The sequence below is a fragment of the Pseudomonas sp. TE12508 genome (genome assembly GCF_056279485.1).
Window position 1 is genome coordinate 196671 of the sequence record NZ_JBWCCN010000008.1, and the last position, 13460, is coordinate 210130.

General features: G+C 55.5%; 11 protein-coding genes and 1 pseudogene. 5 read left to right on the forward strand and 7 right to left on the reverse strand.

Features of this window, described 5'->3' with window-relative positions; translation table 11 throughout:
• The first annotated feature begins 7 nt into the window (after nucleotides 1–7).
• Genes ACZ9IM_RS13375 through ACZ9IM_RS13390 form a run of 4 tightly spaced genes read left to right on the forward strand, consistent with a single transcriptional unit; the run spans nucleotide 8 to nucleotide 3874 of the window.
• Nucleotides 8–667, forward strand: a complete 660-nt coding sequence (locus tag ACZ9IM_RS13375) for a YjbF family lipoprotein (RefSeq protein WP_476224182.1) — start codon at nucleotides 8–10, stop codon at nucleotides 665–667.
• A complete protein-coding gene (locus tag ACZ9IM_RS13380; protein ID WP_476224183.1) occupies nucleotides 664–1431 on the forward strand; it encodes a capsule biosynthesis GfcC family protein in 768 nt (255 codons plus the stop codon). Before ACZ9IM_RS13375 ends, ACZ9IM_RS13380 begins: the two co-directional genes overlap by 4 nt.
• A complete protein-coding gene (locus tag ACZ9IM_RS13385; protein ID WP_476224184.1) occupies nucleotides 1428–3518 on the forward strand; it encodes a YjbH domain-containing protein in 2091 nt (696 codons plus the stop codon). The genes ACZ9IM_RS13380 and ACZ9IM_RS13385 overlap by 4 nt, the downstream gene beginning before the upstream one ends.
• On the forward strand, nucleotides 3515–3874 hold the full coding sequence (locus ACZ9IM_RS13390; RefSeq protein ID WP_476224185.1) for a VanZ family protein: 360 nt from the start codon (nucleotides 3515–3517) through the stop codon (nucleotides 3872–3874). The genes ACZ9IM_RS13385 and ACZ9IM_RS13390 overlap by 4 nt, the downstream gene beginning before the upstream one ends.
• Before the next feature lie 26 nt (nucleotides 3875–3900).
• Here ACZ9IM_RS13390 and ACZ9IM_RS13395 read toward each other — a convergent pair whose 3' ends face one another.
• From ACZ9IM_RS13395 to ACZ9IM_RS13420, 6 genes and pseudogenes are all read right to left on the reverse strand, one after another.
• Nucleotides 3901–5352 (reverse strand): hypothetical protein, encoded by a 1452-nt coding sequence (locus tag ACZ9IM_RS13395; protein ID WP_476224186.1) that lies wholly within the window; start codon nucleotides 5350–5352, stop codon nucleotides 3901–3903.
• Nucleotides 5353–5494: 142 nt separating this feature from the next.
• Nucleotides 5495–6889, reverse strand: a complete 1395-nt coding sequence (locus ACZ9IM_RS13400; RefSeq protein ID WP_429379455.1) for an undecaprenyl-phosphate glucose phosphotransferase — start codon at nucleotides 6887–6889, stop codon at nucleotides 5495–5497.
• A 489-nt stretch (nucleotides 6890–7378) separates the two neighbouring features.
• Nucleotides 7379–8047, reverse strand: a complete 669-nt coding sequence (locus ACZ9IM_RS13405) for a winged helix-turn-helix domain-containing protein (protein ID WP_476224187.1) — start codon at nucleotides 8045–8047, stop codon at nucleotides 7379–7381.
• A 38-nt stretch (nucleotides 8048–8085) separates the two neighbouring features.
• On the reverse strand, nucleotides 8086–8841 hold the full coding sequence (locus tag ACZ9IM_RS13410; protein ID WP_427623761.1) for an EAL domain-containing protein: 756 nt from the start codon (nucleotides 8839–8841) through the stop codon (nucleotides 8086–8088).
• 11 nt (nucleotides 8842–8852) lie between these two features.
• Nucleotides 8853–9581 carry a winged helix-turn-helix domain-containing protein gene (locus ACZ9IM_RS13415; protein WP_429581172.1) on the reverse strand — a complete coding sequence of 243 codons (729 nt, stop codon included), beginning with the start codon at nucleotides 9579–9581 and terminating at the stop codon, nucleotides 8853–8855.
• A 572-nt stretch (nucleotides 9582–10153) separates the two neighbouring features.
• Nucleotides 10154–10286: pseudogene (locus ACZ9IM_RS13420) on the reverse strand (VOC family protein); the annotation flags it as partial.
• A 245-nt stretch (nucleotides 10287–10531) separates the two neighbouring features.
• Here ACZ9IM_RS13420 and ACZ9IM_RS13425 point away from each other — a divergent pair.
• Complete coding sequence (locus ACZ9IM_RS13425; protein WP_476224188.1) at nucleotides 10532–12343, forward strand: ABC transporter ATP-binding protein; 1812 nt, start codon at nucleotides 10532–10534, stop codon at nucleotides 12341–12343.
• Nucleotides 12344–12543: 200 nt separating this feature from the next.
• Here ACZ9IM_RS13425 and ACZ9IM_RS13430 read toward each other — a convergent pair whose 3' ends face one another.
• Nucleotides 12544–13266, reverse strand: a complete 723-nt coding sequence (locus ACZ9IM_RS13430) for a pirin family protein (RefSeq protein ID WP_063340345.1) — start codon at nucleotides 13264–13266, stop codon at nucleotides 12544–12546.
• Between the last annotated feature and the right edge of the window lie 194 nt (nucleotides 13267–13460).

Below are 13460 nucleotides of genomic sequence, written 5' to 3' on the forward strand. Positions count from 1 at the left end.
TCCCGCCGTGAAAATTTTGCCTACCTGCGCCTGTCTGACGATGGCGCTCTTGTTGTGCGGGTGTAATCCGTTGATGAAGGCTTCCTGGGACACCCTTGGAGCTTCCATCACGGGGCCTGCCTCCATCCACTTGACCCGTGCTCAGGTCGACGCCGTGCCGTATCCGCAGATCCTGGTCACCACCACCTCCAGCGAGGGGGTGATGGCCATGGCCCGTCGGCGCGGTGACCTGCAGTTCTGGGTTGCTTCCGGCAAGCAAGTGTTGATGATGCGCGACGGTCTGGTGGTACGCACCGTCGGGCTGGGCGTTTCTCTGGACGGCACTCGCTTTAATAAAGAGTCGCCGTTCAAGCGCGGCCTTCAGCATTTGCCTGATGGCTATACCAGCACGCGCTGGATCGACATCTATGACGGCAACCGTATCGGCATTGCGGTCGACAGCCGTTTCAGCACCCATGGCATCGAGACCATCAGCATTCTGGACAAGGATTACGCCTTGCTGCGCATCGACGAGCAGGTGGATGCACCCACCCTGAATTTCCACGCCACCAACCGCTACTGGGTCGACCCCCAGGACGGTTTCATCTTGCGCAGCGAGCAGCATCTGACGCCGCAGCTGTTGCTGAAAATCGTGCAGTTGCGCCCTGATCGGGGGGCTGCCCGGTGAAGTGTTCAAACCTTTTCTTGCTTGGCCTGCTGCTGATCGGCCCAAGCGTTAGCCAGGCGGCTGTCACGGTCAGCGGCGATGTGCGCAGCCCCGGGCAGTTCGACGTCAAACCCGGTGCACGCTTGCTGGATGTCATTCTCAAGGCCCAACCCAACGCCGAAAGTTACTGGCTGGGTGCTGCGTGGCTGCACCGCTCATTGGAGGATAAGCAGGCGCGTTTGAAGGCTGGCGTTCTGTTCGATCTGAAACTGGTACAACGGGGCGCCTTGCTCGATGGCAGGAGCATGCGGGCGGACTTGAGTGCGCGCCTGTATGAGCAGATCGAGCGACTGGCGGTCACCGGGCGTCAGGTTGCAGTGCTCGACCCGATCGCGGTGGAAGTGGGGTTCGCCCGCAACGCTTTGCTCGATGATGGCGACCGTCTTGTTTATCCCGCGCGGCCGTCCACCGTGGAAGTCCTCGGGGCAGTTGCGCAGCCCTGTCATGTGCCTTACCGCGCCCTGCAGGAAGTCCGTACCTATGCCCGGCACTGCGCCATCCTCGACGACGCCGAACGTGATTATTTGTGGCTGATCCAGCCCGACGGTCAGGTACGGCGCGTGGGCGTGGCGGCATGGAATCGTGAGGAGGGCGTTGTGGCGGCCCCGGGCAGCAGGATCCTGGTGCCGATCCGCAACGATGATCTAGAGCTACCGACGCCTGATCTCAATCAACAAATGGCTGAGTTTTTCGCCACTCAACCCCTGGCTGAGGTGGCCCCTTGAAGTTGCGTTTTGCTGTTGTATTGCTCCTGCCCTGTGGATTGGTTAATGGTGAACCACGCTACACCCAGAATGATTTTGGTGGCGTCGGTCTGTTACAGACCCCCACCGCGCGTATGGCTCCTGTGGGGGAGTTGAGTGCCACTGCCAGTCGTACCGACCCCTACACCCGCTATGGTTTTTCCCTGCAGCCGTTCGATTGGCTGGAGGGCTCTTTTCGTTACACCGCGATCACCAACCGCAAGTACGGCACCGAAGAGTTGAGCGGCGATCAGAGCTTCAAAGACAAGGCCATCGACGTCAAGGCGCGGCTTTGGGAAGAAAGTCGCTGGGCACCGCAGGTCGCCATCGGCGCCAGGGACATCGGCGGTACCGGGCTGTTTTCCAGCGAGTATTTCGTCGCCAACAAGCGTTATGGCGACCTGGATTTCAGCCTCGGTATTGCGTGGGGCTATCTGGGTAATCGCGGAGATTTCAGTAACCCGCTCGCGGTCTTCGGCAGCAAGTTCAACGACCGGCCAGAAAGCACGGCGGCTATCGCCAGGGCAGGGGACGTGAACACCAACGCGTATTTCAGAGGCCACCCTTCGTTGTTTGGCGGGGTTGCTTATCAAACGCCTTGGGCACCGCTGAGTCTGAAGATCGAGTACGAGGGCAACGATTACAAGAATGAGCCGCTGGATAACTCGATCAAGCAAGACCTGCCGATCAACATCGGCGTGGTCTACAAACTCGCGGACAGTGTCGATCTGAGTGCTGGCTGGGAGCGTGGCAATACGGCGATGTTCGGCATCACCCTGCACACCAATTTTGTCAGCCGCAAGGCACCGGTCAAGACCTATGACCCTCCCGCCGAGCCATTGCCGGTGCAGGCACCGTCGACTCCGGCTGATCAGGTCAATTGGGCCGATGTCTCCGACCGGCTACAGCAAAATGCCGGCTACAAGGTGAAACGCATCACCCAGCGCGGTTCGGAACTGATGGTGTATGGCGAGCAGTCCCGCTATTTTTATCCGTCCAAAGCCGTCGGGCGGGCTAGCCGGATTCTTGATAACAGCGTCAATCAGGACATCGATTGGTTCACCCTGGTGAATCAGCGTTATGACATGTCCATCGAGGAAACCAGCGTGCCGCGCGAAACGTTCCGCGCGGTCGTGAACAATGACCAGCCGTTGAAGGATTTGCACCGTACGACCGAGGTCAACCCGGCGATGGCGCACCGGGAAACCACGCTCTACACCCAGGCGCTGGAACCGTTCACCTATGGCCTCGGCCTGGGCTACAAACAGAACATCGGTGGCCCCGACGGACTGATCTATCAGTTCACCGCCGATGCCGATGCGGAGTACCGTTTCACCCGCAATACCTGGTGGAGCGGCTTGCTCAGTGTCAACCTGCTGAACAACTACGACAAGTTCACCTACGATGCGCCGAGCGGGCTGCCGCGAGTGCGCACCGATTTGCGTCAATACATGACCACCTCCGATGTGATGATGCCGACGTTCCAGTTCAACCATGCAAAACAGCTGGATCAGGACTTGTATGGCATGGTCTACGGCGGCTATCTGGAATCAATGTACGCTGGCGTTGGCAGCGAAGTGCTGTATCGACCCACGGGGAAACGCTGGTCGGTGGGCGCTGACCTGAACTTCGTGCGCCAGCGCGATTATGATCAGGGCTTCGGTCTGCGTGGTTACAACACCGTGACGGGCCATGTCACCAGCTATACTGAGCTGCCCGATGACATGCTTGCAGCGGTCAGTGTCGGGCGTTATCTGGCGCGGGACTGGGGCACCACCGTCGACTTGTCGCGGGTGTTCAAGAACGGTGTGAAGTTTGGCGCCTGGGTCACCCTGACCAGCGCCTCGAAGGAGGAGTATGGCGAGGGCAGCTTCGACAAAGGGATCTATGTTTCCATCCCGTTCGACGAACTGATGAGTACCTCCACCATGCGTCGGGCCAACATCGTCTGGGCGCCACTGACCCGCGATGGCGGTGCACGCCTGAATCGTGCCTACTCGCTGCAGACCATGACCGACGGACGTGACAGCGACCTGTTCTACAACAACTTCGAGAAAATTACCGAATGATCACGTGGCTCAAAGGCTTGGTCGAGTTGCCGTTCTGGCTTCGAGCTCTGGTCTTTGTCACGGTGACTGTGATTCTGCTGTTTGCCGGATTGCGCTCTCAGCCGATCCCGGAGCTGTTCGCCGAAGAAGACAAGCTCCATCACTGGATCGGTTTTCTGGTATTTGCGTGCAGCTGCCGCCTGGCCTTTCCCACTGTGAAGTTTCGCTGGATTGCTGTGGGGTGTTTGCTCACCGGCGTACTCATCGAGGCCGCGCAAGGTTTGATGCCGCTGCGCACGGCTTCGCCCTACGACATGCTGGCAAATACTGTCGGCGTGTTGATGGGCTTGCTGGTCGCGAGGTACTGGTTGCGCTAGAGCGTCAGCAGGGCAAGTTTGTTACGTCACACCAGCCCGATGCATTGCCAGGCTGCGACGCCAAGTGCATCTGTTCGAATGAAGGTGATGCTGCTGCCAGGGGCCAATATCTTATAAGGGCCCTGGCTACCCAGCGCGAGATTGCCTCCTGTCATGAATCTCACAGGATTGGAACCGACCAGCAGGGTCAAGGTTTCTCCTGGCATGTGGTAGCCGTTGATCGCTTCTATCGTTACCCCTGGACCAAACTCGACGTTGACCAAGGCATGGGCCTTGACCTCAAGCCGGCGTCCGGCATTAAACGAAACAGTGGAATGAACACCGCGAGTTTCGACGCCGACCTTGGAGGGTGAGTCGAGCCGTACGCCGGCATGGTCGCTACCAACTACTAGGTTCGACATGGTCCCCGCGACGATGGGGGAGCGAATTGATGCCCTGCAGTTCTTGCCGCAATCCAGGCCAGTGACGACATTGGCGAAGCGTGGCGCGATCAACTCCAACCCGGCGGATGAGTTCTTTTGAACGATCGCGGTTCTAACCGTTTCAAACCAGGGTGCAATCATCACGATGTTTTCGCAGCGGTCGATTTCGATACCGACGTTGGCGCGCTGAAAGCTGGGGTTGGTAAAGGTGATGTTGTTGGGCCTAATGTAGTCGGAAGGATCGAACCTGCCGATATAAGAGCCCGTGCCCAAAGGTCCCAGGCCGGATACGCCATCGAATCGGCACTCGTCGAATTCAATATGTTCGCATTGCCCCATCAATACCAGACTGCGCGCTGTGGCCACGGGTCGTTCAACGAGCACATGAGCGACATGGCCGAACTGCATGGGAGCCCGATAATCGTTATAGCCCCCCACCAGCCGCAAGCCGTCACCGGCAAATCCTTTGATGAACAGGCGGCGCAGTTCGAAATCCCACAAGCCGCCGTCACGGCCCGACACTACTCCCTCCAGGCTGATGCCGTCCTGCAACGGGTTTTGCACATGGTCGCCGGCCAGCGTAAACCCCTCCAGCAAAACCCCCCTGATTTTGCCCGCGGGCATGCGGATGAATTTTCGTTCGCTGGAGGGCAAGGCTCTGATCACTGTGCCGCTCCAGTTCCTGGTATCCATACGACCGGCGATATGCCCCTTGCCGATGGCACGAGTACCGTCGACCAGGTCGATGTATTGGGCATTGAGCACCCCGTCCGGCAGCTCGATTTCATATCCCGAGGCAAAGGCTCGATTGATCGCAGTTGTGTGGTCGAGCAGCGCGGCTCCCGAGGTCACGTCGTCTCGCTGCGCTTGGCTCATGAAGTCGAGCAGGCTGTGACGTTCCTTGAGCTTGTCGCCGACAGTGCGCAATTCGGTGCCCGTTCCTGATTGCAGAAACCCCAGCATGTTCGGACCCACATCCGAATCGGCGGCATTGGCCAGGCCGGCAGCCCCGCAGGCAGTGGCGGCGAGTAGCTGACGTCGGGTAATCGGGCGCATGGTTCAACCTGGAAGAAATGGGGTGGGATGAGGTGGTGGGGGCGGGGTGTTCCGGGCAGTCAGAGGCCTGACTGCCCGGGCTGTAGCCCTGTTTGCAATGAGCTGAAGAATAGACAGGCTATGAGCGCGAACATCGCAGCAGTTAATAAATATCCTTGGAAAACAGCGTAAAAGGGGTCTTGATCAGGATCTTGATGTCGAGCCACAACGACCAGTTGTTGATGTAGTTGAGGTCGATCTCCACTCGCTTTTGCATCTTGTCGAGGGTCTCGGTTTCGCCACGGCAGCCGCTGATCTGGGCGAGCCCGGTGATGCCCGGTTTGATTCGATGGCGGGCCATGTAAGCCTGGATCTTGCCGGTGTAGTAGTCGTTATGGGCGACCGCATGTGGCCGTGGCCCGACCAGCGCCATATGGCCTTGCAGCACGTTGAAGAACTGCGGCAGTTCATCGATGGAGGTACGTCGAATGAAGCGGCCGACCGCAGTAATGCGTGGGTCTTCACGGCCGGCCTGGCGGACCTGGTGGTCGTCGTGCAAGCGCATGGAGCGGAACTTCCAGACTTTGATGATCTTGCCGTTCCAGCCGTGCCGTTCCTGTTTGAAGATGATCGGGCCCGGGGAAGAAATCTTCACGGCGGCGGCGATCACCAGAAGCAGAGGGCTGAAGCCGATCAGCGCGAGGGCGGCGAGGCTTCTGTCCAGCAAGGTCTTGCTCAGCGCTGCTGTTGGGTAACTGGTCAGCGGGCTTTCATTGAGGTGGATGGCAGGCAGGCCGTCCAGTTCGCTGATGGAGTGATTGAGCAACGTCATGCTGCCCAGGTCAGGAACCCAGACCACATCGACATTGGCGTCGAGCAGGTCGATGTACAGCGCCTCGACCTGTTTGGCTTCGCTCAAGGGCAGCGCGATGTACAGCCGCCGGACGTCGTGCACCTGGATCAGCTCTCGCAGTTCCTGCAATGGGCCCAGAACCCGGTGGGCATTGACCTGGGTCGATAGCTCGTTGGGATTTGAGCTGATCAGGCCCACCAGCGGCGGATACTCGGTTTTGGTCAGTTTGTCTGCCAGATTCACCGCCAGTTGATCGGTGCCGATAATCAGGGTGTTGTACTGGCTGTGCAATTGCCGCTGGTAGTGCTTGGAAAAACTGTGCAATGGCAGGTACAGCAAGGCCTGAATGCAATAACCGGCCGCGGCCCAGACCACGATGATTTCCCGGGAGAACAATTCGCTGGTCTTGCTGAAAAAACCAATACTGGTCAGTCCGGCCAGCAGCAGCAGCCATCCCAGTAGCAGGCGCGCCAAGCCGCTGAGGTAACTATGCTGCTTGTGATAGACCAGCAGCAGGGAGTAGGAAGGGACCGAACCGAGGAACGTGAGTACTGCAAGCACACGATAATGGGCGTCGATTTCTCCTGTCTGGTACAACGCCAGACCAAATAACAATGTATTGACCGAAGTGATGGCAATTATCCATTGCCCCCAGAAGGTCAGTCCTTTGGTTATGTTATTTCGATTAATACGATTATGTACCATCGCGGTGTCCTCGGGCCTGCGCCACGTTGTGTATCAGTCGACGGTTAATAAATGGCAGCCACGCACAAAGGCTGAGCGAGCGCGTCAGTCAGGAAATGTTTTTATTATTAGAAGGGAATAACGGGGCTTATGGCTGGCCATCCAGGCTTTGTTTTAAAGTCAGCTGATACGGTTGTCTCAGTGTCTGGTTTTATACTAGTACCTAAATCTTCGTGGGTGTCTGACGAATTATAACGGCCACTCTTTTAGAGGCCTTGTTATAAAAGGTCGTGCTGTTTTGTTAGGAGGATATCGCTCAATCATCTATATAATTGCGGCATTCGAAAAACGTTTGCCGGCTAGGCGAGGGGAAAGCGGAGCGTGCGCCATAGGAGAGTTCATGGCGATAGTCAGGATATGCGGTGCGAAGAGGCAGGTGGTGGGTGTGGGTGGTGTATCAAGTGGGGCGGAGAATCGCGTTTATTGTTATTGTTTTTTGCGATCCTTCGCTCAGTAAGCGACTCTTATCCTTTGTGCCAGGCAGTAACCACGGTTTCTAACCGAGCGGATCAGCCGTTCTCCATTGGCTGCCGTCTTGAACTTTTTCTGCAATCGGCTCAGGCACATTTCAAGGCCGCTATATTGTTCCGGGTCTTTGTCGATGCGTAGAATAAGATCGTTTTTGCTGAGTACACGTCGATCGCTGAGTACCAGTTGGGTGAGCATTAACGATTCGGTACCGGTCAATGGAATAGTGATGTCTTCTTTGGCCAGTGTTCGATCGTCAGCGTTAAACCACCAGATATCAGGATTGCCCTGGGACTCTTTAACCCGACTGACTGCCGAGATGAACTCTTCGTCAGCCACCGGCTTCTTGAGAAAGCCATCAACACCGAAGTGCGAGAAGTGATTGAGTTCTGAAGATTCAGAGTTGGGTGTTATGAGGATGATTTCCGCATCTTTTTGATTTTTACGGATGAAACTGACATCGCTTAGCGATATGTCCGCCTGATCGAGCAGGATGTGCGTGAATCGACTCTTTCGGATGCGTTCGCTGCTGAGTTTACCTGACTCGATTTCAACAGATAAATACAGGCGTTGCGCGAGAAGCGATTCGATTGCTTGTCGTGCCAGCTGGTCGCGGGTGAAAATCAGAAAGCTGTTATTCGGCGTGTTCACAATAAGGTTCCTTCCTAGTCTGGTGAAGTTTTCAAAACTTAAATGAGCTCAGTCGGCGAGTAGTACCTCCCCTGAAAAAAGTCGAAGGGCATGCTGCGAGCCAGTGTGTGTAGCGCTTTGTGCTCCACCCTGTCCGCCACGAATTTGATCTTGCTGTCATGGATCATGCCGCTTAGGCAGTCATAAGACCTGTTGAAAAAATCCTGGCTGTTTTCGACCATGATGTCGAAATTGGATTTGGTCAGGTCCACTTTTATGTAATCGAAGAGGGCCAGGCTGATCAGTTTTTCGGTGCTGTCGTCGCTTAAATCATAGCCATCGAAAGCGATCTCGATACCATTGTCTTTCAATAAGTGAATATGATTGATAATAGTTCTTTTTTCTTTCAGGTTGAACGACAGGAACGAACTGCTGTTAATGCTGGGGATTAGCTGTTGCTCATGCTTTTTGAGTATCGCTTGAGCATCGTTCATTTCCTTGATCAGCGCTTTATCCAATAAAGCAGATTGATTCATGGTCACGAACAGTTTGTTTGGTGCCGGTGCGGAATGGGAAGGTGTCGCCTCAATCTGTGAGAGGGCATTCAATTGGATCCGTGTGAGGACTTCGTAATAAGTCGCCAGTGGATGATCGGAATGCAGTTGTTGATACCCCTTGTTCAGAGGTGTCTCCTGTTTGGTCGCCTTGGCATAGATTTCGCTGCCGAACAGTTCATCGTTTCGTTTCAGAATCGATTGCCTGAAGAATACCAATGCGAAGTTTTCGTGCGCTATAGCTTGCCTGCTGGGCTCCATTTCCTAGTCCTTTAAGAGTGAAAATTTGTTTGATTGACTGAGACGACCCCTCGAAGCAGTCGATAACCATAACCACGTACACTGTGAATGATGTTAATGCCAAAGTGTTTTTTGATTTTATTTCGAAGCCGGCTTATGGATTTCTCCAAGACGCGCGAGTCGTAGAGTTTTATATTCAAGCCCATGGACTCGGCCATGCAATCATGGTGCAGGATATTGCCTTCTGCATTGATAAGCGCATCCAGGGCTTTCATTTCCTGATAGGCCAGATCCAGTTTGTATTCATCGTTGTATAAGTGCAGGCATGTTTGGTCCAGAGTCAACTTTATACTCGGCTGCCATTCAGGGGTTTCGAGCAGTTCTGAGAGTAACCTGGCTTTTTCATCCTGATCGTTAGGTACATTGATGCAGTGATTGGCTCCGGCCAGGTAACATTCAATTTTAGCGTGCGGAGAGCGATAGTTGATTGCAACGATAATGGCCAGTTCTGTCGGATTCGTACGTAACTTCTTGATCAGTGCCAGGCTATCATTAAATATGGAGGGGGTTTCAATATCGATCAGTACGGTATCGAGTGTTTGCGTTTCGATATCCATGCTTGCCGGGTTTGGATAATCTAATGTATAAACATTTGTGAGATTAGGTACAAATAGTTGGCGAAGTTTCTCTGTCGAGCGCCAAGTGCGCCCAATAGCGAGAATACCTCTCTGGCTATTTTCGATTTTGCTCTCAGTACTCATCGTGCAAATTACTCATATGTGCTGGCGTTGCAATCTTAATACACAAAATACTGACGTTATCTGACTTTTTATAACATTTCCCGTCTGGAACACACGTACTCCATGCCCTGTAGTTTTAGCTGATTCAATGACATAGGCAAATGCCGAGGCTTAAGCCCATTGGTGTTTGTGATCGGACTTAGTTGGTGGCCCCTTTCAGTCGGACTAGGCTTTTTAGGTTGACTTTTCTATGAGCAGCAATACAGATGCGATGGCTAATTGCCCACCTTGCTGCAGAACGAAGCACAACTGCGGAGTCTTGCGTATGAACGGTGCGGATGTCCGCATTTTTGAAAATTGGAGTTGATTTATAAGGATATTCCACGGTGTTCTAGGGTGATGTAGGTGCACGTTGGGATGGCGATTAGTACAGCGACAGCCTCTTTTTAGGGCGAATGACCATATTAATTGAGGCTTTTCGCATTATATTAGTAATATTTATGTACGAAAGTATAATTGTCAGCGGGTAGTTATTCTGTTTGGCTATTGAAAAATCCCAAAGCTGATATTAAAGCGCCATTAAATTTTATGTACTAACCGTCCTTTTTGCAATTAACCCTCCACGCAACGCCAAACCGATCGACCAGCATTGCGAAACGGACCGCCCAGAACGTCGCCTCCAGCGGCAGCAAAAAACCGTTCTGCCTCCGCCACACTGTCGACATTTCGTAAAAGCGGCCTCGCAGTCGCCGTTGAAGATCAGGCAGTTATTGAGGGGGACGTTCAGGTTCGTGCTCGAATGCCGGTGGGCATTGACTCCAGATAGCAAAGCGCTGAAACCTGGCGAGCGGTGGTATTTTTCAGGTGTTTTTTTTATGGGCCAAGCGAGGCTTATCGCCTTGTGATGGCTTGTTTCACGTACTGTAGAACCGCCGCGCTTCTCTGACATCTGCCAGCGAGTCCCTCGTCCTATGCCCGTCCTGACCCGCTTCGCCTCTTTGCTCGACCAGGCGAGACGTGCCTTGTTGCTGGTCTGGGGAACGTCCCGCGGGCTGTTTCTGGGATTGGTGCTGGCAACTCTGGTTGCCGGTGTGCTGCCGGCGCTGGCGGCCTGGTTGGGGCAGCGGATTGTCGATGCCGTAGTCACGGCCATGCAATTGCACGCCCAACAGGGCAGTGCGCCATTATGGCCGGTTGTGCGGTATGTGCTGTTTGAAGCAGGCGTGCTTGCGTTGCTGTCCGGGACACAGCGTGCATTGTCGGTTCAGCAATCGCTATTGCGGGTGCAGTTGGGGCAGAAGGTCAACACGATGATTCTGGAAAAAGCCCAGACGTTATCGTTGGTGCAGTTCGAGAATTCCGAGTTCTACGACAAGCTGGTACGGGTGCGACGCGAGGCATCGACCCGGCCGCTGGCGCTGGTGATGAAGTCGCTGGGGCTGATCCAGAACCTGATCGTGTTGATCAGTTTCGGTGTGTTACTGGTGCATTTTTCGCCGTGGGCGCTGGTGCTGCTGGTGGTTGGGGCGTTGCCGGTGTTCTTTGCCGAAGCGCATTTTTCCGGGGACGCCTTTCGCCTGTTCACGCGCCGGGCGCCGGAGAGTCGGCAGCAGAATTACATCGAGACGCTGCTCTCCCACGAGGGTTACATCAAAGAGGTGAAACTGTTCGGTTTCGCGCCGCTGCTGTTGCAGCGTTATCGGGACACGTTTGCGCGTCTCTACGCCGAAGACCGGCGCCTGACATTGCGTCGTGATGGCTGGGGATTTGTACTGGGACTGCTGGGCACCGCGGCGTTTTATCTGGCCTACGCCTGGGTCGTGGTCGATACCGTTCACGGCAATATCACCCTTGGGCAAATGACCATGTACCTGGTGCTGTTCAAGCAGGGGCAGGCCGCCGTGAGCAGCAGTTTGAGCGCGATCAGTGGTCTTTACGAGGATGGCCTTTACCTGTCGAGCCTCTACGAGTATTTGGCCGAACCGGTTATTGCCGATAGCGGAAGCCTTACCGTGGGCGCGGTGCCCGGCGACGGTTTGCGTTTCGAGAACGTCGGTTTTCGTTATCCGGGAGCGAGCCGCGCCGCTTTGCAGGGTATCGATCTGCACCTGATGCCTGGACACAGCGTTGCCCTGGTGGGGGAAAACGGCTCGGGCAAAACCACGCTGATCAAGTTGCTGACTCGGCTGTATCGCCCCGATCAGGGCCGTATTTTGCTGGATGGCAGTGATTTGCAGTCCTGGGACGAAGAAGCGCTGAGACGACGCATCGGCGTGATCTTTCAGGACTACATTCGCTACCAGTTCTCCGTGGGCGAGAACATCGGCGTGGGCGATACGTTGGCGTTCAACGATGAAATGCGTTGGCAGCAAGCGGCCGCCGAGGGCATGGCCGCGCCCTTTATCGAGCGCCTGGATCGCGGTTACGCCACGCAATTGGGGCGGTGGTTTGCCGGTGGGCAGGAATTGTCCGGGGGGCAATGGCAAAAAATCGCCTTGTCGCGCGCCTACATGCGCCGCGACGCCGATATTTTGATTCTGGATGAGCCAACCTCTGCCCTGGACCCGGCGGCGGAAGCGGCGGTGTTCGAGCATTTCAGTCAACACACCGAAGACCGCATGACGTTGCTGATTTCTCATCGGTTCTCCAGCGTGCGCAATGCCGATCACATCATCGTGCTGGACCAGGGTTCGATCCTTGAGCGAGGCGATCACGACAGCCTGGTCGAGGCGGGCGGGCGGTATGCGCAGTTGTTCAACGTGCAGGCTCGTGGTTACCGGTAGCGACTCAAATCCCCTGGGGATTCGTGCCAGCCCACGGCCTGGTGATACGGACTAATGTGGCGAGGGGGCTTGCCCCCGTTCGGCTGCGCAGCAGTCGCCAAGCCAGTGAATGCGATGTGCCTGATTCACCGTGGTGGTACGGTTCAGGACTGCTTCGCAGCCCAACGGGGGCAAGCCCCCTCGCCACAAGGTGTGGGCCTTCATGGCATTTGCGGCAATTCCTGAGGCCGCAAATCAAACACCAACACCTCGGCATCCACGCCGTTGCTCAAGGTCAGCACCTGTTCTTCCCGAACCCGCACACCATCGCCTTCCTGCAACTGCACGCCGTTCAACTCGACACTGCCGCGCGCCACATGCACATAGGCGTAACGATCGGCGGCCAGTTCCAGGGTGGCGCTTTCCTTGCCGTCGATCAGGCCGGCATATACCCGCGCATCCTGTCTTACTTTCAGCGAACCGTTGGTGCCGTCCGGGGAGATGATCAGCTGCAAGCGCCCGCGTTTTTTCTGCGTGCTGAAGTGTTCTTGCTGATAACGCGGTTTGGCGCCGCTAACCTCTGGCACGATCCAGATTTGCAGGAAGTGCACCGGTTTGTTCGTCGAATGGTTGAACTCGCTGTGAGCCACGCCGCTGCCAGCGCTCATCAACTGCACATCACCGGGACGGATCACCGAACCGGTGCCTAAGGTGTCCTTGTGTTCCAGGGCACCTTCGAGCACATAGGAAAAAATCTCCATGTCGCGGTGAGGGTGCTGGCCAAAGCCTTTGCCAGCCGCCACGCGGTCGTCGTTGATCACCAGCAGGTCGGAAAAACCCTGCTCCCGAGGGTTGCGGTAGTTGGCGAAGGAGAAGGTATGGAACGACTTCAACCAACCGTGATTGGCCGCGCCGCGATCCGAAGCTTTACGAAGGGTCAGCATGATGAAATCTCCTGTCAGGACGTGAATTCGTCCGAGTGAGGAGAAGGTTAATGTTTACCGTTTGGTGCAATAAGTAGATGAAAATTGAAATACTGTCTCGTTTAAGTTGACAGTTATGTGGGCTGGTTCATGTATCCTTGTTGTTACATTTAGCCATAATGCCGAGGTGATATTTGTGGGAGCGAGCCTGCTCG